The organism is Streptomyces wedmorensis, assembly GCF_000716445.1.
Classification (GTDB): Bacteria; Actinomycetota; Actinomycetes; order Streptomycetales; family Streptomycetaceae; genus Streptomyces; species Streptomyces wedmorensis.
In genome coordinates, this window is the sequence record NZ_JNWK01000002.1 from 218,106 (window position 1) to 239,060 (window position 20,955).

Annotated in this window: 21 protein-coding genes; 10 read left to right on the forward strand and 11 right to left on the reverse strand. The window is 70.9% G+C overall.

The genetic code is table 11. From position 1 onward, the window contains the following. Positions 1-137: 137 nt before the first annotated feature. Positions 138-950 (reverse strand): hypothetical protein, encoded by an 813-nt coding sequence (locus tag OO54_RS02170; protein ID WP_157856428.1) that lies wholly within the window; start codon positions 948-950, stop codon positions 138-140. 777 nt (positions 951-1,727) lie between these two features. On the opposite strand from OO54_RS02170, the gene OO54_RS02185 reads away from it, so the two are divergent. Both OO54_RS02185 and OO54_RS02190 read left to right on the forward strand, forming a co-directional pair. Further along, entirely contained in the window at positions 1,728-1,964 is a 237-nt protein-coding gene (locus OO54_RS02185) for a hypothetical protein (protein ID WP_234439476.1), read from the forward strand. Continuing rightward, positions 1,961-2,176, forward strand: a complete 216-nt coding sequence (locus OO54_RS02190; RefSeq protein ID WP_033201150.1) for a hypothetical protein — start codon at positions 1,961-1,963, stop codon at positions 2,174-2,176. The genes OO54_RS02185 and OO54_RS02190 overlap by 4 nt, the downstream gene beginning before the upstream one ends. Before the next feature lie 67 nt (positions 2,177-2,243). On the opposite strand, the gene OO54_RS02195 is transcribed toward OO54_RS02190, so the two are convergent. Together OO54_RS02195 and OO54_RS02200 are read right to left on the reverse strand one after the other, a co-directional pair. Then, positions 2,244-3,173: an RNA polymerase sigma-70 factor gene (locus tag OO54_RS02195; protein ID WP_033201205.1), complete on the reverse strand. Its 930-nt coding sequence runs from the start codon at positions 3,171-3,173 to the stop codon at positions 2,244-2,246. Positions 3,174-3,293: 120 nt separating this feature from the next. Continuing rightward, positions 3,294-3,767 (reverse strand): carboxymuconolactone decarboxylase family protein, encoded by a 474-nt coding sequence (locus OO54_RS02200; RefSeq protein WP_033201151.1) that lies wholly within the window; start codon positions 3,765-3,767, stop codon positions 3,294-3,296. 154 nt (positions 3,768-3,921) lie between these two features. Here OO54_RS02200 and recO point away from each other — a divergent pair, with 154 nt between their 5' ends. From recO to OO54_RS02215, 3 genes are read left to right on the forward strand one after another with little or no spacing between them, the layout of a single operon-like run. Next, positions 3,922-4,671 carry a DNA repair protein RecO gene (gene recO, locus OO54_RS02205; protein WP_017239231.1) on the forward strand — a complete coding sequence of 250 codons (750 nt, stop codon included), beginning with the start codon at positions 3,922-3,924 and terminating at the stop codon, positions 4,669-4,671. Between the two features lie 12 nt (positions 4,672-4,683). Then, positions 4,684-5,508 (forward strand): isoprenyl transferase, encoded by an 825-nt coding sequence (locus OO54_RS02210; protein ID WP_033201152.1) that lies wholly within the window; start codon positions 4,684-4,686, stop codon positions 5,506-5,508. A 20-nt stretch (positions 5,509-5,528) separates the two neighbouring features. After that, positions 5,529-6,041 carry a YcxB family protein gene (locus OO54_RS02215; protein WP_033201153.1) on the forward strand — a complete coding sequence of 171 codons (513 nt, stop codon included), beginning with the start codon at positions 5,529-5,531 and terminating at the stop codon, positions 6,039-6,041. 84 nt (positions 6,042-6,125) lie between these two features. Here the strand turns inward: OO54_RS02215 and OO54_RS02220 are convergent, their stop codons facing one another. The 4 genes from OO54_RS02220 to OO54_RS02235 all read right to left on the reverse strand — a co-directional run bounded on the left by OO54_RS02220 (position 6,126) and on the right by OO54_RS02235 (position 9,275). Next, complete coding sequence (locus tag OO54_RS02220) at positions 6,126-6,536, reverse strand: Fur family transcriptional regulator (RefSeq protein ID WP_033201154.1); 411 nt, start codon at positions 6,534-6,536, stop codon at positions 6,126-6,128. 71 nt (positions 6,537-6,607) lie between these two features. After that, a complete protein-coding gene (locus OO54_RS02225) occupies positions 6,608-7,504 on the reverse strand; it encodes a metal ABC transporter permease (RefSeq protein WP_033201155.1) in 897 nt (298 codons plus the stop codon). Between the two features lie 2 nt (positions 7,505-7,506). Next, positions 7,507-8,280 (reverse strand): metal ABC transporter ATP-binding protein, encoded by a 774-nt coding sequence (locus OO54_RS02230; protein WP_033201156.1) that lies wholly within the window; start codon positions 8,278-8,280, stop codon positions 7,507-7,509. A 29-nt stretch (positions 8,281-8,309) separates the two neighbouring features. Further along, the gene (locus OO54_RS02235) at positions 8,310-9,275 is read right to left on the reverse strand and encodes a metal ABC transporter substrate-binding protein (RefSeq protein WP_033201157.1); all 966 of its coding nucleotides are present in this window, start codon (positions 9,273-9,275) and stop codon (positions 8,310-8,312) included. A gap of 166 nt (positions 9,276-9,441) precedes the next feature. Here OO54_RS02235 and OO54_RS02240 point away from each other — a divergent pair, with 166 nt between their 5' ends. Beyond that, positions 9,442-10,821, forward strand: coding sequence for a glycine--tRNA ligase (locus OO54_RS02240; RefSeq protein WP_017239224.1), 1,380 nt, complete (start codon positions 9,442-9,444; stop codon positions 10,819-10,821). 75 nt (positions 10,822-10,896) lie between these two features. Here OO54_RS02240 and OO54_RS02245 read toward each other — a convergent pair whose 3' ends face one another. From OO54_RS02245 to OO54_RS02255, 3 genes are all read right to left on the reverse strand, one after another. Next, positions 10,897-11,625 carry a VC0807 family protein gene (locus tag OO54_RS02245; RefSeq protein WP_033201158.1) on the reverse strand — a complete coding sequence of 243 codons (729 nt, stop codon included), beginning with the start codon at positions 11,623-11,625 and terminating at the stop codon, positions 10,897-10,899. A gap of 146 nt (positions 11,626-11,771) precedes the next feature. After that, entirely contained in the window at positions 11,772-12,365 is a 594-nt protein-coding gene (locus tag OO54_RS02250; RefSeq protein WP_017239222.1) for a TetR/AcrR family transcriptional regulator, read from the reverse strand. 44 nt (positions 12,366-12,409) lie between these two features. Next, positions 12,410-13,435 carry an aldo/keto reductase gene (locus OO54_RS02255; RefSeq protein ID WP_033201159.1) on the reverse strand — a complete coding sequence of 342 codons (1,026 nt, stop codon included), beginning with the start codon at positions 13,433-13,435 and terminating at the stop codon, positions 12,410-12,412. A 228-nt stretch (positions 13,436-13,663) separates the two neighbouring features. On the opposite strand from OO54_RS02255, the gene OO54_RS02260 reads away from it, so the two are divergent. After that, positions 13,664-13,879 carry a DUF6243 family protein gene (locus OO54_RS02260; protein WP_017239220.1) on the forward strand — a complete coding sequence of 72 codons (216 nt, stop codon included), beginning with the start codon at positions 13,664-13,666 and terminating at the stop codon, positions 13,877-13,879. A gap of 161 nt (positions 13,880-14,040) precedes the next feature. On the opposite strand, the gene OO54_RS02265 is transcribed toward OO54_RS02260, so the two are convergent. Beyond that, on the reverse strand, positions 14,041-15,534 hold the full coding sequence (locus OO54_RS02265) for an MFS transporter (protein ID WP_033201206.1): 1,494 nt from the start codon (positions 15,532-15,534) through the stop codon (positions 14,041-14,043). A 113-nt stretch (positions 15,535-15,647) separates the two neighbouring features. Between OO54_RS02265 and OO54_RS02270 the strand changes: the two genes are divergently transcribed. The 3 genes from OO54_RS02270 (at position 15,648) to ppdK (ending at position 20,809) form a co-directional block, all read left to right on the forward strand. Beyond that, on the forward strand, positions 15,648-16,607 hold the full coding sequence (locus tag OO54_RS02270) for an MmyB family transcriptional regulator (RefSeq protein ID WP_078905012.1): 960 nt from the start codon (positions 15,648-15,650) through the stop codon (positions 16,605-16,607). Next, on the forward strand, positions 16,604-17,740 hold the full coding sequence (gene dusB, locus OO54_RS02275) for a tRNA dihydrouridine synthase DusB (protein WP_026058212.1): 1,137 nt from the start codon (positions 16,604-16,606) through the stop codon (positions 17,738-17,740). Before OO54_RS02270 ends, dusB begins: the two co-directional genes overlap by 4 nt. 357 nt (positions 17,741-18,097) lie before the next feature. Then, on the forward strand, positions 18,098-20,809 hold the full coding sequence (gene ppdK, locus OO54_RS02280) for a pyruvate, phosphate dikinase (RefSeq protein ID WP_033201160.1): 2,712 nt from the start codon (positions 18,098-18,100) through the stop codon (positions 20,807-20,809). The last annotated feature ends 146 nt before the right edge of the window (positions 20,810-20,955 follow it).

Genomic DNA, 20,955 nt, shown 5'->3' on the forward strand with positions numbered 1-20,955 from the left:
ACGTGGCGGCGAAGCCGCCGACACTTAGGTCACCCTAAATAATTTCTTTCACGGAGTGGTACCCGGGCCCGGTCTATGGACTCATAAGGCGGACTTATGGCGTCCATAAGCGAGTGCATGAATGAGCGCGTGGGCGCTCAGAAGCCGCCGACGCCGAGGAGCGCCATGACCGTGGCCGTGACCGCGCCGGCGGCGCCGAGGAGGCCGATGAGGAGACCCGTCGACGCCAGGGTGACGTCCAGCCACCACATGGCCCGGGTCCGCAGGACGACCACGCGCCCCGGGTCCCGCGGGTCATAGGCGACGTCGATGGTCCACGCGGGGGCGAACTTCCGCACGGTGCGGTGCAGCCCCATCGGGTCGACGTACACGTAGGTGCCCGGCTCCCCGGAGACCCGGTCGGCGGCGACCGTGACCCCGCGCTTGCGCAGGTACCACTCCTCGTACGGCGGGTACGCGCCCCCCGCGCCGAGGATCAGGAACAGCAGCCCGAAGAGGCCGCCCGGGATGATCGCGATCAGGGCGACCGGGTGCCCCGTGACGCACACGAGCACGCAGAGGGCGACGATCACGAGGAGGCCGTGGAGTGCCCCCCGCTTCAGCCTGCGGAAGAGCCGCACGGCATGCAGGTCGGCCAGGCGGTTGCCCGATATGTACGTGATGCCGTCGACCGGCTCGGACCGCTCCGGCAGGGCCCCGTTCACGGCGTCGGCGAACGCCGCCGCGGCCGCCCCGTCCACCTCCTCCAGCCGGTACACGGCCGGCGTCGCCCCGGTCAGGGCGGCCAGCTCGACGGCGACGGCCCTTCCCTCGGCGCGGACCCGGCCGACCGCCATCAGCGGGATGTGCACCTCCTCCTGAGCCGTACGCAGGAGCAGGGCCTCGCCCTCGACGCGCAGACCGGTGCCCCGGGGGCCCGGGAGGGCGGGTATCGGCGACATGATCGACATGGCGCGATCGTAAAGGGCGGTCTGACGGTCGGTGAAGCCCTTGGCCACCGTGCGCATTCGCTTGACGGCTGTCCGGCGGAATGCACCCTGTCCAGTGAAATGGGCACGGCGGCAGGGTGGGGTGGCGTACGTCGACGAGATCGGCGCGTACCGCGCGGCCTGAGGGTGCTCTACGAGGGGTCGGCGGGAGGCGGCCGGCGGGGCGGGTCAGCCCCTCAGGAGCGTGACGACCAGCCGGCCGATGTCGGGGCACGACGGTCACCAGGACGCGGTGCTGCCGGATCAGAGACACGATGGGGTCGAGTCGGGCGGCCATGGCCTCGGGGCCGAGGCCCGGCAGCACCGTCGGTGCGAACTCGCGGATCCTCGTCGCCACCGCCTCCGGCTCCGCCACCTCGTGGAAATAGGAGCCATACGGCGACTTGTTGACGACTTGGCATACCGTCCGTTCGAAAAAACCGCCGGTTTGCAGGGCGGCGTCGATCCGCTTCGCCACGTCCAGCTGCGGCTTTCGAATTCCCTGCTCGAACAGTCCGATTAGGCGCCCGAAACGAACATTAGGGCGGCCGGCTCGCCCCGCGTGGGCCCGGCGTCCTCTCGGCGTTCCTTCAGGGCCTCGCCGAAGTACTCCCACGCCTTGTTTCGCCTGGTCTTGGCCATGGGTTAACTCCCCAATCCTGCGCCGCAGTTGTACAGACCGCGCGTCTGCCGATTCTACGGATCTGCCCCCACCCTGGAGAGGCGAAGCGGGAAATGGATTCAGAAAGGCATACGTTGGTGAAGGAAGACATCAAGAAGACGACCACGGGGGCAGTCGGAGCCGCACAGGAGGCGGTGGCGGAATTGCGCGAGGCGTTGGCGAGGGCCGGAATCAGGTTGCCGTCGCAGGGGCTTGGCGTCGTCACGCTCGCGGCCGAGCCGCCGAGGCCGCTCGTGGAATCGGGATGCTGCACGGTGGAAACGGCTCGGCTGCTCGCGGCCGCCGTACTGCCGAGGGAGGAGAGTCGAACGTGACGCTGCCCATCGGGTCGTACGTCGTGGAGATCAGCACCGGGCGGGTGGGGACGGTGATGGGGCATGAGGGGCCGTACGTCCAGATCCGGCCGCTGGGGGGCGGGCGGGAGTGGGACGTGGAGCCGGAGGAGGTGCGGGAGGCGACGTCGTCGGAGCGGCTGAGCGCCGCGACGGCGCACGCGAACGCGCGGAGCAGGGGAGAGGTGCCCTGAGGGGCACCGTATGCGCGGGAACGGGCCGGTACGCGGAGTGCGTACCGGCCCGTTCCCGTGCGCGCGGTCAGGACGTGTGGCCGCGGCGGCGGATCTGCTGGACTTCGCGGGTGATGGCCCAGGCGTCGGCGACGGGGCCGAGGTGGGCGAGCTTGTCGGGGTTGAGGACGGCGCGGATGGTCTGGATGTGGCCGTCGAGGACGTCGAGGGCGAGGGCCTGGAGGACGCGGCCGTCGCGGTCGCGGTAGATGGCGCCCGGCTGGCCGTTGATGTCGCGGGGCTCGCAGGTGATGTCGAGGGCGAGGAGCGAGGGGAAGACGGAGCCGAGGAGGCGGGAGACGTTGTCGGCGCCGTGGATGGTGCGGGCGAAGTTGGGGGCCTTGCCGCCGCCGTCGCCGACGAGCTGGACGTCGGCGGAGAGGAGGGTCTGGAGTCCGCCGATGTCGCCGGTCCGGAGGGCGTCGAAGAAGCGGTCGGCGAGTTCCTGGCGTTCCTGGCGGTCGGCTTCGAAGCGGGGGCGGCCGTCGTGCATGTGGCGGCGGGCTCGGACGAGGAGCTGACGGCAGGCGGCCTCGGAGCGGTCGACGGCGGCGGCGATGTCCTCGAAGTCGAAGGCGAAGACCTCGCGGAGGAGGAAGACGGCCCGTTCGAGGGGGCTGAGGCGTTCGAGGAGGAGGAGCGCGGCCATGGAGACGGAGTCGGCGAGTTCCACCGAGCGGACCGGGTCCTGGTAGGGGTCGGTGAGGAGGGGTTCGGGGAACCAGGGGCCGACGTACTCCTCGCGGCGGACGCGGGCGGAGCGGAGGACGTCGATGGAGAGGCGGGTGATGGTGGTGGAGAGGAAGGCCTTGGTGGAGGTGGGGCGGGTGGGGGAGGCGTCGAAGCGGAGCCAGGTCTCCTGCACGGCGTCCTCGGCCTCGCTGACGCTGCCCAGGATGCGGTAGGCGATCGAGAACAGCAGGGGGCGCAGTTCCTCGAACTCCTCGACCTTGCCCATGACGTCGTCCTCGCTCATGACGGCTTCCTCTCCCCGTTTCCCCGTTGCGGTGCGTCCGCGTCCGTGTTGCGCGCCGGCGTGACGCGGACGCACCATGATCATCCAGATGTGGGGCGGCCTTCAGTGGAACTGCCCGGGCACGTAGTCGCCGGCGGGCTGCCGAGTGATGACGTTCAGGCGGTTCGCCAGGTTCATGAAGCCGATGTGCATGACGAGGGCGACCAGCTGTTCCTCGTCGTAGTGGAGGGCGGCGCGCGCCCAGACCTCGTCGCTGACGCCGCCGGCCGCGTCGGCGGTGCGGGTGCCCTCCTCGGCGAGTTCGAGGGCGGCCCGCTCGGCCTCGGTGTAGACGGTGGCCTCGCGCCAGGCCGCCACCAGGTTCAGCCGCAGCGGGGTCTCGCCCGCGTGGGCCGCGTCCTTGGTGTGCATGTCGATGCAGACCGCGCAGCCGTTGATCTGGCTCACGCGCAGCGCCACCAGCTCCTGCGTCGCGGCCGGCACCGTCGACTCCTTGACCGCCTTGCCCGCCGCCAGCAGGTGCTTGAAGGCCTTGCCGACGGTGGGGCTGGCGAGGAGGTCGAGTCGCGCGTCCATGGGGTGCTCCTTCGTGGGTGTCGCTCGCTGGTGACAACCCCTGAGACGAGACGGCCCGGGCCCCTGTGACACGGCCCGATGTGACCTGCGTCTCCCCGCGGGCCGACTTCCCGCCCCGGGCTCGACTGTCGGCGCCGTACGGGAGAATGGGCGCATGAGTCTGTTCCGCGACGACGGCATCGTGCTGCGCACCCAGAAGCTGGGTGAAGCGGACCGCATCATCACCCTCCTCACGCGCGGTCACGGCCGCGTACGCGCGGTCGCGCGCGGCGTGCGCCGGACGAAGTCGAAGTTCGGGGCGCGACTCGAACCCTTCTCGCACGTGGACGTGCAGTTCTTCGCCCGGGGGAGTGAGCTCGTCGGACGCGGGCTGCCGCTCTGCACGCAGAGCGAGACCATCGCCGCGTACGGCAGCGGCATCGTCACCGACTACGCCCGGTACACCGCGGGCACGGCCATGCTGGAGACGGCGGAACGGTTCACCGACCACGAGGGCGAACCCGCGGTGCAGCAGTACCTGCTGCTGGTGGGCGGCCTGCGGACGCTCGCCAGGGGCGAGCACGCGCCCCACCTCATCCTCGACGCCTTCCTCCTCCGCTCCCTCGCCGTGAACGGCTACGCGCCCAGCTTCGAGGACTGTGCGAAATGTGGCATCCACGGTCCCAACCGGTTCTTTTCGGTCGCCGCGGGTGGAGTCATATGCGGCGACTGCCGGGTCCCCGGAAGCGTCGTACCCTCCTCGGAGGCCATCGGCCTGCTCAGCGCGCTGCTCACCGGCGACTGGGCGACGGCGGACGCGTGCGAGCCGCGTCACGTCAGGGAGGGCAGCGGACTCGTGTCCGCCTACCTGCACTGGCACCTGGAGCGCGGCCTGCGCTCCCTGCGTTACGTAGAGAAGACCTAGGAGAGACGACCCATGGCCATCGCACGACTCCTCGGGCGCCAGCGTCGGGAGTACAGGACCCCCGAGCCGCACCCGTCCGGTGCGCGCCCGCCGAAGCTGCAGTCCGAGCTCGTCCCGGAGCACGTCGCGATCGTCATGGACGGCAACGGCCGCTGGGCCAAGGAGCGCGGCCTGCCCCGCACCGAAGGCCACAAGGTCGGCGCCGAGCAGGTGCTCGACGTGCTCCAGGGCGCGATCGAGATGGGCGTCGGGTCGATCTCGCTGTACGCCTTCTCCACCGAGAACTGGAAGCGCTCCCCCGAGGAGGTGCGCTTCCTCATGAACTTCAACCGCGACTTCATCCGCAAGACCCGCGACCAGCTCGACGAGCTCGGCATCCGGGTCCGCTGGGTGGGCCGGATGCCGAAGCTGTGGAAGTCGGTCGCCAAGGAGCTCCAGGTCGCGCAGGAGCAGACCAAGGACAACACCAAGCTGACGCTCTACTTCTGCATGAACTACGGCGGACGCGCCGAACTCACGGACGCCGCGCAGGCGCTCGCGGAGGACGTGAAGGCCGGTCGGCTCGACCCCGCGAAGATCACCGAGAAGACCATCCAGAAGTACCTGTACTACCCGGACATGCCGGACGTCGACCTCTTCCTGCGTCCCAGCGGCGAGCAGCGCACCTCCAACTACCTGATCTGGCAGAGCGCGTACGCCGAGATGGTCTTCCAGGACGTGCTGTGGCCCGACTTCGACCGCCGCGACCTCTGGCGCGCCTGCATCGAGTACGCCCAGCGCGACCGCCGCTTCGGCGGCGTCGACCCGGCAGACCTGGCCGTCCTCGACAAGGCCTGAGCCGGGACCGGGGGCTGGGGATGACGATGGAGCTGGTGTACACGCCGACGCGTGAGGACCTCGTGGACGCCGTGCGGGTGCAGCTGCGGTACGGCTCGTTCCGGTGGATGCGGTGGGTGCTGCCGTTCGCGGCCTGCCTGGCGTTCCTGGCCGTGGCCCTGATGCTGACCGGCCCCGGCGGGGCGGAGACCGGGCCGGTGGCGCTGATGGTCTCGCTGGGACTGTTCGCCGCCGTCTTGCGGCCGCTCATGCCGCGGCTCGTCGCCCGGGTGACGTACCCGATGATCGAACGGCAAGGGGAGCACCGGGCGAGCGTCGGCGAGGAGGGGGTCCGCTGGGTGACCCGCGACAGCGAGGTCACGGGCCGCTGGCAGCTGATGGCCCGGTACGTCGAGACGCCCACCCAGTTCGTCCTGCTGTCCGCCGACAAGGGCGCCGCGGGCGTGGCGGCGCTGCCCAAGCGCGGCCTCGCCGGCCCCGCGGACGTCGACCGGCTCCGTGCGGTGCTCGACCGGAACATCGCCCGGATGTGAGAGCGCGTACGCGAAGGGCCCGCACCGAATCCGCTCGGTGCGGGCCCTTTCGTATGTCAGGTCGCTCGGCCGCCGTATGTCAGGTCACTTCTCGGCGCAGTCGGCGCAGGTGCCGAAGATCTCGACGGTGTGCGCCACGTTCACGAAGCCGTGCTCCGAGGCGATGGTCTCGGCCCACTGCTCGACCATGGGGCCCTCCACCTCCACGGCCTTGCCGCAGACGCGGCAGACGAGGTGGTGGTGATGGTCGCCGGTCGAGCAGCGGCGGTAGACCGTCTCGCCGTCGCTGGTGCGCAGCGCGTCCACCTCGCCCGCGTCCGCCAGGGACTGGAGCGTGCGGTAGACGGTGGTGAGGCCGACGGAGTCGCCGCGGTGCTTGAGCATGTCGTGCAGCTCCTGGGCGCTGCGGAACTCGTCCACCTCGTTCAGCGCCGCCGACACGGCGGCCCGCTGCTTGGTCGAGCGGCCGCGTACGGGGGGTCCTGCCGTCGCCACGGGGGCCTCCTTGGATGCTTGTCTGCCCCGCCATTCTGCCAGCCCCCCGCGCCCCCGGGATCAGTCGTGGATCAGACCTTCACGTCGTCCGTCGGTCGCCGGGTGTCCGGGACGCACCGGGCGTCGCAATCGGCGATGGCCCGCTCGGCGGCCTTCGCCCGCCTTTTGGCGAGCGGAGCGGCCAGCAGGGTCAGGACGATGAAGATCCCGATCGCGTACAGGACGATCGTCGCGCCGGGCGGGACGTCCTGGTAGTACGAGGTGACCGTGCCCGCCAGGGTGACGGTGATGCCGGTCGCCACCGCGAGGACGAACGTCATGCGGAAGGACTTCGACAGCTGCTGGGCGGCCGCGACCGGCACCACCATGAGCGCGCTGACCAGGAGCAGGCCGACGACCCGCATGGCGACGGTGACGGTGACCGCGGCCGTGACCGCGATCAGCAGGTTCAGGGCGCGCACCGGCAGGCCGGTGACCCGGGCGAACTCCTCGTCCTGGCTCACCGCGAAGAGCTGGCGGCGCAGGCCGACCGTGACGAGGACCACGAAGCCGGCGAGGACGCTGATCGCCGTGACGTCCTCGGTGGAGACCGTGGACAGCGAACCGAAGAGGTACGAGCTGAGGTTGGCGTTGGAGCCGGTCGGCGACAGGTTGATCAGCAGGACGCCGCCGGCCATGCCGCCGTAGAAGAGCAGCGCGAGCGCCAGGTCGCCGCGGGTCTTCCCGTACGCCCTGATCAGTTCCATGGCGACCGAGCCGGCGACGGCGACCAGGGTCGCCATCCAGACCGGGCTGGAGTTCAGGAGGAAGCCGAGGCCGACACCGGTCATGGCGACGTGGCCGATGCCGTCGCCCATCAGCGCCTGGCGGCGCTGGACGAGGTAGATGCCGACGGCGGGCGCGGTGATGCCGACGAGGACGGCCGCGAGGAGCGCCCGCTGCATGAAGGCAGGTTCGAGGAAGTCCATGATCAGGTCAGCAGTCCCGTGCGGAGCGGCTCGCCGGCCGCGTGCGGATGTACGTGGTCGTGGCCCGGCAGCGCGTGCTGGCCGACGGCCTCGGGCGGCGGGCCGTCGTGGACGACGCAGCCGTCGCGCAGCACGACCGCCCGGTCGATCAGCGGCTCCAGGGGGCCCAGCTCGTGCAGGACGAGGAGGACGGAGGTGCCGCCCGCGACCTGCTCGCGCAGCGTCGCGGCCAGGATCTCCTGGCTCGCGAGGTCCACGCCGGCCATCGGCTCGTCCATGATCAGCAGTTCGGGCTCGGAGGCGAGCGCGCGGGCGATCAGGACGCGCTGGTGCTGGCCGCCGGAGAGCGCGGTGACGGCGTCCTGGGCGCGGTCGGCGAGGCCGACCAGCTCCATGGCGCGGTGGACGGCGGCCTTGTCGGCCTTGGTCGGCAGGCCGAACCGGCGGCGCGAGAGGCGGCCGGAGGCGACGACCTCGCGGACGGTGGCGGGCACGCCGGCGGAGGCCGTGGTGCGCTGCGGCACGTAGCCGATGCGGGCCCAGTCGCGGAACCGCCTGCGTTCGGTGCCGAACAGCTCGATCGTGCCGCCGGTCAGCGGGACCTGGCCGATGACGGCGCGGACGGCGGTGGACTTGCCTGAGCCGTTGGCGCCGAGCAGCGCGACGACCTCACCGCGGCCGACGGTGAGGTCGACGCCCCGGAGGACGGGCCGGGCGCCGAGGGCCGCCGTGGCTCCGCGGACGGAAATGACGGGATCCGGTTCCTGGGCTGCCATGGCTCGTGCCTCCTGCTGTGCTGCCGTGGTCACTTGGCGCCGAGTGCCTTCTTCAGCGCGGCGAGGTTGGACTGCATGACCTCGATGTAGTCATCGCCCTTGGACTTGTCCGTGATTCCCTCCAGCGGGTCGAGCACGTCGGTCTTCAGACCGGTGTCGCCGGCGAGGGTCTTCGCGGTCTTGTCGCTCGCGAGGGTCTCGAAGAAGACGGTGGAGACCTTGTCCTTCGCCGCGATGTCCTGGAGTTCCTTGATGCGGGCGGGGCTCGGCTCGGACTCGGGGTCGATGCCGGTGATGCCCTCCTGCTCCAGGCCGTAGCGCTCGGCGAGGTAGCCGAAGGCGGAGTGGGTGGTGATGAAGGTCTTCGTGGCGGTGTTCTTCAGGCCCGTCTCGAACTCGGTGTCCAGGTCGCCGAGCTTCTTCACCAGGGCGTCGGTGTTCTTCTTGTAGTCGGCGGCGTGGGCCGGGTCCGCCTTCTCCAGGGTGCTGCCGACGCCCTTGGCGACCTCGGCGTACTTCACGGGGTCGAGCCAGACGTGGGGGTCGGCGCCGGCCTCGGACCCGTGGTCGTGCCCGGCCTCCTCGCCCTCGTGGTCGTGGCCGACCTCGGTGCCGTGCTCCTCGAGCGTGGTGAGGCCGGCGGCGTCGACGGTGTTCTTCACGCCGGCCTGGGCGATCGCCTCGTCGACGGCGGGCTGGATGCCCTTGAGGTAGAGGATGACGTCGGCCTCGCCGAGCTCGCCGATCTGCTTCGGCTTGAGCTCCAGGTCGTGCGGCTCGACGCCCGGCTTCGTCAGGGTGTTCACGGCGACGTGCCCGCCGCCTATCTGCTCCGCCAGGTACTGCATGGGGTAGAAGGACGCCACGACGTCCAGCTTTCCGCCGCTTCCCTTGTCCGCTGCGTCGGAGGTCCCGGCGCAGGCGGAGAGGGAGACGACGCCGAGCGCGACGGCTCCGGCGAGGGCGGTGCTGGGTATCAAACGGCGTACGTTCATGACACTCATTTTCAACAAAACTGGAAACGGTTGTCAATTGCCGTATGTGTGGCCCCGCCCACGCGGGCCCTCGCCCGCCCCCGGTGCCGAACCGATTTGATACGGGGGGTGCGGGCGCCGGTAACCTGAGGCATTCGCACTTCGTCGTCGTAATGAAGAGAGCACCGTGGCCGCCGACAAGATCGACACCATCGTCAGCCTGAGCAAGCGCCGTGGCTTCGTCTACCCGTGCAGTGAGATCTACGGCGGCCAGAAGGCCGCCTGGGACTACGGACCGCTGGGTGTCGAACTCAAGGAGAACCTGAAGCGTCAGTGGTGGCGTTACATGGTCACCTCGCGCGAGGACGTCGTCGGCATCGACTCGTCGGTCATCCTGGCCACCGAGGTCTGGGAGGCCTCCGGCCACGTCGCGACCTTCACCGACCCGCTGACCGAGTGCACCTCCTGCCACAAGCGCTACCGGGCGGACCACCTGGAGGAGGCGTACGAGGAGAAGCACGGCCGTCTTCCCGAGAGCCTCACCGATCTCAACTGCCCCAACTGCGGCAACAAGGGCACCTTCACGGAGCCCAAGCAGTTCTCCGGCCTGCTCTCCACGCACCTCGGCCCGACCCAGGACACCGGCTCCGTCGCCTACCTGCGTCCCGAGACCGCCCAGGGCATCTTCACCAACTTCGCCCAGGTACAGACCACCTCGCGCAAGAAGCCCCCGTTCGGCATCGCGCAGATGGGCAAGTCCTTCCGGAACGAGATCACTCCGGGCAACTTCATCTTCCGCACGCGCGAGTTCGAGCAGATGGAGATGGAGTTCTTCGTCAAGCCGGGCGAGGACGAGCAGTGGCAGGAATACTGGATGGAGCAGCGCTGGAACTGGTACACCGGCCTGGGTCTCCGTGAGGAGAACATGCGCTGGTTCGAGCACCCGGCGGAGAAGCTCTCCCACTACTCGAAGCGCACCGCCGACATCGAGTACCGCTTCTCCTTCGGCGGCAGCGAGTGGGGCGAGCTCGAGGGCGTCGCCAACCGCACCGACTACGACCTGACGGCCCACTCCAAGGCCTCCGGCGCCAACCTCACGTTCCTGGAGCAGGAGTCCGGCGAGCGCTACACGCCGTACGTCATCGAGCCCGCGGCCGGTGTCGGCCGCGCCATGCTCGCCTTCCTGCTCGACGCGTACATCGAGGACGAGGCCCCGAACGCCAAGGGCGTCATGGAGAAGCGCACCGTGCTGCGCCTCGACCACCGCCTGGCCCCGATCAAGGTCGCCGTCCTGCCGCTGTCGCGCAACGCGCAGCTCTCCCCGAAGGCCAAGGGCCTCGCGGCGGACCTGCGCCAGAACTGGAACATCGAGTTCGACGACGCCGGCGCCATCGGCCGCCGCTACCGTCGCCAGGACGAGATCGGCACCCCGTTCTGCGTCACCGTCGACTTCGACACCCTCGAGGACAACGCGGTGACCGTGCGCGAGCGCGACACCATGAAGCAGGAGCGCGTCTCCCTCGACCAGATCCAGGGCTACCTGGGCAGCCGTCTGCTCGGCTGCTGAGTCCGATCGGCCGTACGCGTACGTACGGGAAAGCCCCCGGTTCCGAGCTTCGGAACCGGGGGCTTTCCCGTGCCGTCAGGCGGTCGCGGCGGCCGCCGCCGCGTCGGCCTCGGCCTGGCGGCGAGCACCCTCGGCCGCGCGGCGCTTGCCGAACCAGGCCGTCCAGACGCCCAGGGCGGCGAGGACGCTGTAGATCATGACCGGGCTGAGGGCGACCATGGTCTTCGTCGGCAGGGCGTACGCGAGGGCGACGCGGACCAGCGCCTCGGCGACGTACGCCACGCCCCACACCAGCGTCATCGTGCGCATGGTGGAGCGGAAGCCCTCGTACTGCCACAGGCCGTTCCACCAGGCCGTGCTCGCCGGGGTGCCGTCGGTCGCGAACTTGCGGCCGAAGTAGAACATCAGCGGGCGCGGGGCGAGCAGGGTGGCCAGGCACAGCAGGCCGAACAGGCCCGTCACGCACGAGTCCTTGACCAGGAGCGCGCGGGCGGTGTGCGCGCCGACGAGCGAGACCACGGCCGTGATCACCAGGAAGACCAGGGTGACGACGGCGAACTCGTCCACCTTGCGGCGCCAGGCGACCACGATCGCGGTGTCGAGCACCGGCCAGGCACTGCTCAGGAGCAGAGCGGAGAACTCCGACCAGCCGTGGTCCTCCGTCAGGATGTCGTACGTGAGGATCGGCGCGACGACGTTGAGGCCGATCGTGAGGATCCAGCCCAGCGCGGAGGCGGCGCCCGAGCGGGCCGGTGGCTCCGGTGGGGCGGTGGCCTCCGCCGGCGGCCTGGCGGGTGCGGACATGGTTCCCCCTGGGTGCTTCTGCGGTCGCGGTGCGGGGGAACGATAGCCATGCACCGGACAGGGAAGGGGAAACTCCGCGCCAAGTGATCTTCAAGAGGCCGCGGGCGCGGGCCGTTCGCCGATCGGCTCTTCGCCGGCCGGGGCCGTCAGGCCCGCAGGGCCCGCTGCACCAGGGAGACGACCGCGGTGAACGCGTCCTCGGCGTCCGGGGCCGACCAGTCGGCCGCGTGCGCCGGGTTGTGGAAGCGGTCCGTGGCGTCGAAGACCGCACGGGCCGTCGAGGTGAGGTCCCGCTCGGGGGCCGTGAACACGCCCTCGCGGTGACCGTCCTCCAGGATGCGGGCGATCTGCTCCACGAGGTGCTCCTCGTGCCGGTCGACCACTGCGCTGTTCTCGCCGATCAGCACCTGGAAGGTGGCCATCAGCTCCGGATCGCCGCCGGCCTTCCTGCGCTTGAGGGCGAAGAGGGCCGTGAGCCAGCCGGTCAGCCGCTCGTCCGCGGGCTCCCCGGTCTCGACGTGCGGCCGCAGCGCCACGATCGTCCGCTCCAGCCACCGTTCGGTCACCGCCTCGCGCAGCGCCGCCTTCGTGCGGAAGTGCCGGTACACGCTGCCGTGGCTGACCCCGAGGACCCGGGCCACGTCCACGACCGTCGCCTTCGCGGGTCCGTAGCGTCGCAGCACCTCCTCGGTGGCTTCGAGGATGCGCTCGGCGGTCAGGGTCTCGGTGGTGGCGGCCATGAAATGACACTACCTGTCAGCTGCGGGAGCCCGGCGGGTGTCGGTCAGCGCTCGCTGTCCAGGTGGGCCATCTGCGCGGCCGGGTAGCGGTCGCCGGAGGCGGCGCCCGCGGGGACGGCCTCCTCGATGGCGGCCAGGTCGGCGGCGTCGAGGGTGACGGCGAGGGCGCCGAGGGCCTCGGCGAGGCGGTCCCGGCGGCGGGCGCCGATCAGCGGGACGATGTCCGTGCCCTGGGCCAGGACCCAGGCGATGGCGGTCTGGGCGACCGTGACGCCCTTGGCCTCGGCCACCTCGCGCAGGCGGTCCACGAGGTCGAGGTTGCGGCCGAGGTTCTCGCCCTGGAAGCGCGGGGACATGCCGCGGAAGTCGCCGGGGCCGAGCGCGCGGTCCCGGGTGAAGTGGCCGCTGATCAGGCCGCGGGAGAGGACTCCGTACGCCGTGACGCCGATGCCCAGTTCGCGGGCGGTCGGCAGGATCGTGTCCTCGATGCCACGGGAGATCAGCGAGTACTCGATCTGGAGGTCCGCGATCGGGGCGACGGCCGCCGCCCGGCGCAGGGTGTCGGCGCCGACCTCGGAGAGCCCGATGTGCCGGACGTGGCCGGCCTCGACCAGTTCGGCGATGGCGCCGACGGTCTCCTCGATCGGCACGTCCGGGTCGACGCGGGCGATCCGGTAGATGTCGATGTGGTCGGTGCCCAGGCGCTGGAGCGAGTACGCCGCGAAGTTCCTCACGGCGGCCGGGCGGCCGTCGTAGCCGGTGAAGCCGCCTTCGACGGTGCGGAGCGCACCGAACTTCACGCTGGTCAGCGCCTGCTCGCGGGCGGCGGCGGGCGCGCTGCGCAGGGCCTCGGCGATCAGCAGTTCGTTGTGGCCCATCCCGTAGAAGTCGCCCGTGTCCAGCAGCGTCACTCCGGCGTCCAGGGCGGCGTGGATCGTCGCGATCGACTCGGCGCGGTCGCTCTCGCCGTACAGAGCGGACATGCCCATGCAGCCGAGGCCCAGGGCGGAGACGGTCGGCCCGGTGGTGCCGAGGGAGCGGGTGGCGGTGGGGTTCTGTGTCGTCGTCATGCAAGAAGAATGACATGAGCGATGACAGATTTCAATATCTGTCATTCATTCGGCAGGGAGGTGGCGCGGAGGGAGGGGCGAGGCTCCGGCGGGGAGCGGAAAAGCGGGTGCCGGGGAGGAAGGCCGGAGGTAGCGTCGTGCGCATGGCTTCTTCGTTCTTCCAGATCTACGAGTGAGCGCGTCGCGCAGGCGACCGACCACCGCACACCTCACTGACGGGAGAACCCCATGGCCAAGCGCAACAATCTCCTCGGCGTAGGAGGACAGCGCAAGAAGCTGTCCCGTGCCGACCAGCACGGCGCCGTCCAGGGCGCCGCGGCCGTCCGCGGCGCGGCCGACGAGCGGAAGCAGGAGCTTCTGAAGAAGATGCGCGAACGCGCGCAGGGGGCGCAGGACACGAACGCCGCCGGGACCCCGGACACCACCGGGGCCGGGCAGGAGTAGCAGCCGCCGCACGACGAAGGGCCCGGGTCGCGCACGCGCGACCCGGGCCCTTCCATGCCGCCCTCTGGCACCGGGCCCTTCCGTGCCGCTTCTTCGGCACCGGGCCCTTCCGTGCCGCGCCGCTCTTTGGCACCGGGCCCTCTCGTGTGACTTCCGGCCGGTCAGCTCACCGACTTCGGCAGCCGCAGCGCGAGGATCGCCGTCAGGAGCGCCATCGCCAGCTGGATGACGAGGGTCACGGTCAGGGCCGTGCCCGTCGAGCCCGAGGCGGAGAGCGAGAGGAAGAGTGAGCCGAGGGTGGCGACGCCCAGGGTGATGGCCGCCTGCTGGGTGGTCACCATGACGCCGCTGCCGACGCCCGCGCGCTCCGGCGGGACGTCGGAGAGGACGACCCGGAAGAGCACCGGGAGCTGGAGTCCCTGGCCGAGCCCCGCGACCGCCATGCCCGGGACGAGGCTCGCCACCGACAGGTCCGGCCAGGAGCGTCCGGCGGTCACCGCGATCAGGCCCAGACCGGCGGCCTGGAGCAGGGCGCCCACCGGCACCACCCGGGTGCCCCAGCGGCGGATCAGCCGGGGACCCGCGAGGGATGCCGCGAAGAAGGCCAGCGCCATGGGGACCACCGCGAGGCCCGAGGCCACCGCGCCGAGGCCCAGGCCCTGCTGGAGCGAGACCGCGATCACGAACATGAAGCCGCTGAAGCCCGCCGAAAGCGGCAGGACGAGCACCAGACCGCGCCGCAGCGACGTCAGGTCCAGCAGGCTCGGCGGGACCAGCGGGGTGCGGCCCGTGCGGTCGAGCCGCCGCTCCACCCGCCAGAAGCCCGCGGTCAGGAAAGGGAACGCCCCGAGCGAGAGCCAGGTCCACAGCGGCCAGCCCGCCGACCTGCCCTCCGTCAGCGGGGCGAGCAGGCTGAGCAGGGCGGCCGCGAGGAGCAGCGTGCCCGCCGCGTCCACCGGCGCCGGCCGGTCCGAGCGGGTCTCCGGGACGGTCCGCACGGCGAGCAGCAGGCCGGCCGCGGCGATGGGCACGTTCACCAGGAACACCGCGCGCCAGCCCGTGCCCGCGAGGTCCGCCGCGACGAGCACGCCGCCCAGGATCTGGCCGCCCGCCATCGAGAGGCCGGCGGTCGCCCCGTACAGGCTCACCGCCTTGGCCCGCCGCGGCCCCTCCGTCGCCGCGTGGATGGTCGCGAGCACCTGCGGCAGCATCAGCGCCGCCGCGGCGCCCTGCGCCACCCGCGCCGCGACCAGGCTCCAGGCGTCCGGGGCGAGCCCGCAGGCGAGCGAGGTCAGGCCGAAGGCGGCCATGCCGGCGAGGAAGAGCCGACGGCGCCCGAAGAGGTCGCCGAGCCGTCCGCCGAGGACGAGCAGCACGGCGTACGGCAGGCCGTACCCGGCGACGACCAGCTCCAGCATCACCGGGCCCGCGGCGAGGTCGTGGTCGATGGACGGCAGGGCGACGTTGACGATGAAGAAGTCGATCAGCGGCAGCGCGGCGCCCAGGAGGACGGTGAAGAGGCCCAGGGTGCCGAGCGAGCCCGAGGTCGCGCGGGGCGCAGGGGACGTGGGGGCGGGGGCCGGGGCCGTCGGGTGGCCGGGCGGGGTGCCGGGGGTGCCGCCCGAGGTGCGGCCGGAGGTGGGAGTCGAAGTCACGGATCCGACGATCCGCCGATGCTCAGCCTGGTACCAGAGTGTCTTCATCCTGGTAGAACGAGTACCTGGCAACGGGCTGACGGCCCCGGCACCCTGGGAGCGTGACGACAGCGATGACGGCGGCACCCGAGACCCGGCGGCACGAGCTCGCCGCCTTCCTGCGCAGCCGGCGCGAGCGCATCACCCCCGAGCAGGTCGGCCTGCCCAGGGGCCGGCGCCGCCGCACCCCCGGTCTGCGCCGCGAGGAGGTCGCGCACCTCTCCGCCGTCGGCGTCACCTGGTACACCTGGCTCGAACAGGCCCGGGACATCCAGGTCTCGCCGCAGGTCCTCGACGCCCTCGCCGACGCGCTGCTCCTCGACCCGACCGAGCGGAACCACCTCTTCGCCCTCGCCGGACGGGTCGACCCGCACCCCGGGGCGCCCTCCTCGGCCGTCACGCCCGCGCTGCGGACGCTCCTGGAGCAGCTGGAGCCCGTACCCGCCGCCGTACAGAACAGCCGGTTCGACTTCCTCGCCTACAACCGGACCTTCGGGCACCTCTTCTGCGACCTGGACGCGCGGCCCCGCGAGGACCGCAACTCGCTCTGGCTGGCCTTCACCGACGAGGACTTCCGGGCCGCCGCCACCGACCTGCCGGACCTCCTCCCGATCCTCGCCGGGAAGTTCCGTGCCTCCATGGCCGAGCACCTGGCCGAGCCGGCCTGGAAGGCGCTCGTCCAGCGTCTCGAAGCGGCCTCGCCGGAGTTCCGGGAGATCTGGGCCCGGCACGACGTGGTCGCGCCGGGCGGGCGCACCAAGGTCGTCCACAACGCCCACGTCGGCCTGCTCAGGTTCGAGCACACCAACCTCTGGCTCGGCCCGAACTCCGGCCCGCACCTCGTCACGTACCTCCCCGTCGACGCCGAGACCCGGGCCGGGATCGCCCGGCTCCTCGACGTGGTGGTCCGGACGCGGGTCCCGCGGCTGGGATCGCCGCGCCCGCCGGGGCGGCCCGGGGGCTGTGAGCTCGGCCATGCGCGGACGGGAGGGCTGACCGGAGGCCTCGGCGGTGCGCGACAATGGGGCGCATGACCGCGTTCACCCCTCTCGCCATCGGGCCGCACATCGTGCAGCCGCCGGTGGTGCTCGCCCCGATGGCCGGCATCACCAACGCCCCGTTCCGTACGCTCTGCCGCGAGTACAGCGGAGGCAAGGGGCTGTTCGTGAGCGAGATGATCACGACGCGCGCCCTGGTCGAGCGCAACGAGAAGACGATGCAGCTCATCCGCTTCGACGAGACCGAGAAGCCGCGCTCGATCCAGCTGTACGGCGTGGACCCGGTGACGGTCGGCAAGGCCGTGCGGATGATCGTCGACGAGGACCTCGCGGACCACATCGACCTGAACTTCGGCTGCCCGGTCCCCAAGGTGACGCGGAAGGGCGGCGGCTCGGCCCTCCCGTACAAGCGGCCGCTGCTGCGGGCGATCCTGCACGAGGCCGTGACCAACGCGGGCGACCTGCCGGTCACCATGAAGATGCGCAAGGGCATCGACGACGACCACATCACGTACCTGGACGCGGGCCGGATCGCGGTCGAGGAGGGCGTCACGGCGATCGCCCTGCACGGGCGGACGGCGGCCCAGCACTACGGCGGTACCGCCGACTGGGACGCGATCGCGCGCCTCAAGGAGCACGTGCCGGAGATCCCGGTGCTCGGCAACGGCGACATCTGGTCGGCGGACGACGCCCTGCGGATGATGCGGGAGACGGGCTGCGACGGCGTGGTCGTCGGGCGCGGCTGCCTGGGCCGGCCGTGGCTCTTCGGCGACCTGGTGGCGGGCTTCGAGGGCACCGGGGAGTACGCGCAGCCGGGGCTGCGGGAGGTCGCGGACGCGATGGTGCGGCACGCGCGGCTGCTCGGCGAGTGGCTGGGAGACGAGGCACGCGGTGTCATCGACTTCCGGAAGCACGTGGCCTGGTACCTGAAGGGCTTCGCGGTCGGTTCCGAGATGCGCAAGAAGCTCGCCATCACCTCGTCCCTGGACGAACTGCGCGCTCAGTTGAGCGAGCTCGACCTGGACCAGCCGTGGCCCGTGGGTGCGGACGGTCCTCGGGGTCGTACGTCCGGAAACAACCGGGTTGTCCTGCCGGACGGCTGGTTGAAGGACCCGTACGACTGCGCCGGAGTGAGCGAGGACGCCGAGCTGGACACGTCCGGCGGCTGAGATTCGGCCTTTCCTGGGGAGTGATCCTCGCCACCCCTGAGGGGGGTAGCGCTCACATGAGCAGGTTACGGCCCCCTGCACCGCCTGAAGGGGTGGCACTCGGTGCCACCCCTTTTGCGTTCAAGAGTTGAACGCAAGTGGTCGATTGGGCGCTCAGGTGAGCGGGATACCCGGGCTTTGGGGTTCAGGACCCTTCGGGCCGTGAAAGCGGAATGTTTTGCTCGGTAACTTTCGAAGTGCTGGCGGACGGGTGGTTAAGACCGAGTGTCCGGTAGGCGTACCTCCCCAGAAGCCTTCGATCTGGGTATGTTCCTCGCCGTCAGGGCAGCCAACCGAGTCGTCGAGGAGTCGAGACCCGTGTCGGGAAACATTGATCAGAAGTTCGTGTACGACTTCACCGAGGGCAACAGGGACCTGAAGGACCTGCTCGGTGGCAAAGGCGCCAACCTCGCCGAGATGACCAACCTCGGCCTGCCGGTGCCTCCGGGCTTCACGATCACCACCGAGGCGTGCAAGGTCTACCTCGAGAGCGGCTCCGAGCCGGTCGAGCTCCGCGACGAGGTGACCGCCCACCTCGACGCCCTCGAGCGGCAGATGGGCAAGAAGCTCGGCCAGGCCGACGACCCGCTGCTGGTCTCCGTCCGCTCGGGCGCGAAGTTCTCCATGCCGGGCATGATGGACACCGTCCTCAACATCGGCCTCTCCGACGAGTCCGTCGCCGGCCTCGCCCGCCAGGCCGACAACGAGCGCTTCGCGTGGGACTCGTACCGCCGCCTCATCCAGATGTTCGGCAAGACCGTCCTCGGCGTCGACGGCGAACTCTTCGAGGAGGCCCTCGACGAGGCCAAGACCGCGAAGAAGGTCGCCAGCGACACCGACCTGGACGCCGGTGACCTCAAGAAGGTCGTCAAGCACTTCAAGAAGATCGTGAAGGCCCAGACCGGCCGCGACTTCCCCCAGGACCCGCGTGAGCAGATGGACCTCGCCATCGAGGCCGTCTTCAACTCCTGGAACACGGACCGCGCCAAGCTGTACCGCCGCCAGGAGCGCATCCCGGGCGACCTCGGCACCGCCGTCAACGTCTGCTCGATGGTCTTCGGCAACCTCGGCCCCGACTCCGGCACCGGCGTCGCCTTCACCCGCGACCCCGCCTCCGGCCACGCCGGCGTCTACGGCGACTACCTGCAGAACGCGCAGGGCGAGGACGTCGTCGCCGGCATCCGCAACACCGTGCCGCTGGCCGACCTCGAGTCGATCGACAAGAAGTCGTACGACCAGCTCATGCACATCATGAGCACCCTGGAGACCCACTACAAGGATCTCTGCGACATCGAGTTCACCATCGAGCGCGGCCAGCTCTGGATGCTCCAGACCCGCGTCGGCAAGCGCACCGCCGGTGCCGCCTTCCGCATCGCCACCCAGCTCGTGGACCAGGGCCTGATCGACGAGGCCGAGGCGCTCCAGCGCGTCACCGGCGCCCAGCTCGCCCAGCTCATGTTCCCGAAGTTCGACGAGAACGCGAAGGTCGAGCAGATCGGCCGCGGCATCGCCGCCTCCCCGGGCGCGGCCGTCGGCAAGGCCGTCTTCGACTCGTACACCGCGGTCAAGTGGTCCCGCTCCGGCGAGAAGGTCATCCTGATCCGCCGCGAGACCAACCCGGACGACCTGGACGGCATGATCGCCGCCGAGGGCATCCTCACCTCCCGCGGCGGCAAGACCTCGCACGCCGCCGTCGTCGCCCGCGGCATGGGCAAGACCTGTGTCTGCGGCGCCGAGGAGCTCGAGGTCGACACCAAGCGCCGCCGGATGACCACGGCCGACGGCCAGGTCGTCGAGGAGGGCGACGTCGTCTCCATCGACGGCTCCACCGGCAAGGTCTACATCGGTGAGGTACCCGTCGTACCGTCCCCGGTCGTCGAGTACTTCGAGGGCCGCATGCACGCCGGCGCCGACGACGCCGACGAGCTCGTCGCCGCCGTGCACCGGATCATGGCCTACGCGGACCGCGTCCGCCGCCTGCGCGTCCGCGCCAACGCCGACAACGCCGAGGACGCGCTGCGCGCCCGCCGCTTCGGCGCCCAGGGCATCGGCCTGTGCCGCACCGAGCACATGTTCCTCGGCGAGCGCCGCCAGTACGTCGAGCGGCTGATCCTGGCCGACACGGACGCCGAGCGCGAGGAGTCGCTGAAGGCGCTGCTCCCGCTGCAGAAGCAGGACTTCATCGAGCTCTTCGAGGCCATGGACGGGCTGCCCGTCACGGTCCGCCTGCTCGACCCGCCGCTGCACGAGTTCCTGCCCGACATCACCGAGCTGTCGGTGCGCGTCGCCCTCGCCGAGTCCCGCAAGGAGCCGCACGAGAACGACCTGCGCCTGCTCCAGGCCGTGCACCGGCTGCACGAGCAGAACCCGATGCTGGGTCTGCGCGGTGTCCGCCTCGGCCTGGTCATCCCCGGCCTGTTCACCATGCAGGTCCGGGCGATCGCCGAGGCCGCGGCCCAGCGCATCGACGCCAAGGGCGACCCGCGCGTCGAGATCATGATCCCGCTCGTCGGCACCGTCCAGGAGCTGGAGATCGTCCGCGAGGAGGCCGAGCAGGTCATCGCGGAGGTCCGGGCGCAGACGGGCGTGGACCTGAAGCTCGCGCTGGGCACCATGATCGAGCTGCCGCGCGCCGCCGTGACCGCCGGTCAGATCGCCGAGGCCGCGGAGTTCTTCTCCTTCGGCACGAACGACCTGACCCAGACGGTCTGGGGCTTCTCCCGCGACGACGTGGAGGCCTCGTTCTTCACCGCGTACCTGGAGAAGGGCATCTTCGGCGTCAGCCCCTTCGAGACCATCGACAAGGACGGCGTCGGCGCCCTGGTGCGCAGCGCCGTGCAGGCCGGCCGGGCCACCCGCCCCGACATCAAGCTCGGTGTCTGCGGCGAGCACGGCGGCGACCCGGAGTCGGTGCACTTCTTCCACGAGGTCGGCCTCGACTACGTCTCCTGCTCGCCCTTCCGGATCCCGGTGGCGCGCCTGGAGGCGGGCCGCGCGGCCGCCGAGGCGAAGGGCAGCGACAGCCGCTGACCGTGCTGAACGGACGTTCAGCAGCGGCCACCGAGTCCTGCTGAACCGGGGTTCAGGAGCGGCGGTCGGGCCCTCCTGAACCCCGGTTCAGCAGCGGGAACACGGAACCACCGGGGTCATCGCCGGCCATTCTTCGACCCTCACCG

What these genes read in the sequence shown, in the direction of transcription:
- OO54_RS02170 (WP_157856428.1), bottom strand. Translation starts at nt 950, where the DNA reads ATGTCGATCATGTCGCCGATACCCGCCCTCCCGGGCCCCCGGGGCACC.
- OO54_RS02195 (WP_033201205.1), bottom strand. Translation starts at nt 3,173, where the DNA reads ATGGGCAAGGTCGAGGAGTTCGAGGAACTGCGCCCCCTGCTGTTCTCG.
- OO54_RS02200 (WP_033201151.1), bottom strand. Translation starts at nt 3,767, where the DNA reads ATGGACGCGCGACTCGACCTCCTCGCCAGCCCCACCGTCGGCAAGGCC.
- recO (WP_017239231.1), top strand. Translation starts at nt 3,922, where the DNA reads ATGAGTCTGTTCCGCGACGACGGCATCGTGCTGCGCACCCAGAAGCTG.
- OO54_RS02210 (WP_033201152.1), top strand. Translation starts at nt 4,684, where the DNA reads ATGGCCATCGCACGACTCCTCGGGCGCCAGCGTCGGGAGTACAGGACC.
- OO54_RS02215 (WP_033201153.1), top strand. Translation starts at nt 5,529, where the DNA reads ATGACGATGGAGCTGGTGTACACGCCGACGCGTGAGGACCTCGTGGAC.
- OO54_RS02225 (WP_033201155.1), bottom strand. Translation starts at nt 7,504, where the DNA reads ATGGACTTCCTCGAACCTGCCTTCATGCAGCGGGCGCTCCTCGCGGCC.
- OO54_RS02230 (WP_033201156.1), bottom strand. Translation starts at nt 8,280, where the DNA reads ATGGCAGCCCAGGAACCGGATCCCGTCATTTCCGTCCGCGGAGCCACG.
- OO54_RS02235 (WP_033201157.1), bottom strand. Translation starts at nt 9,275, where the DNA reads ATGAACGTACGCCGTTTGATACCCAGCACCGCCCTCGCCGGAGCCGTC.
- OO54_RS02245 (WP_033201158.1), bottom strand. Translation starts at nt 11,625, where the DNA reads ATGTCCGCACCCGCCAGGCCGCCGGCGGAGGCCACCGCCCCACCGGAG.
- OO54_RS02250 (WP_017239222.1), bottom strand. Translation starts at nt 12,365, where the DNA reads ATGGCCGCCACCACCGAGACCCTGACCGCCGAGCGCATCCTCGAAGCC.
- OO54_RS02255 (WP_033201159.1), bottom strand. Translation starts at nt 13,435, where the DNA reads ATGACGACGACACAGAACCCCACCGCCACCCGCTCCCTCGGCACCACC.
- OO54_RS02260 (WP_017239220.1), top strand. Translation starts at nt 13,664, where the DNA reads ATGGCCAAGCGCAACAATCTCCTCGGCGTAGGAGGACAGCGCAAGAAG.
- OO54_RS02270 (WP_078905012.1), top strand. Translation starts at nt 15,648, where the DNA reads ATGACGGCGGCACCCGAGACCCGGCGGCACGAGCTCGCCGCCTTCCTG.
- dusB (WP_026058212.1), top strand. Translation starts at nt 16,604, where the DNA reads ATGACCGCGTTCACCCCTCTCGCCATCGGGCCGCACATCGTGCAGCCG.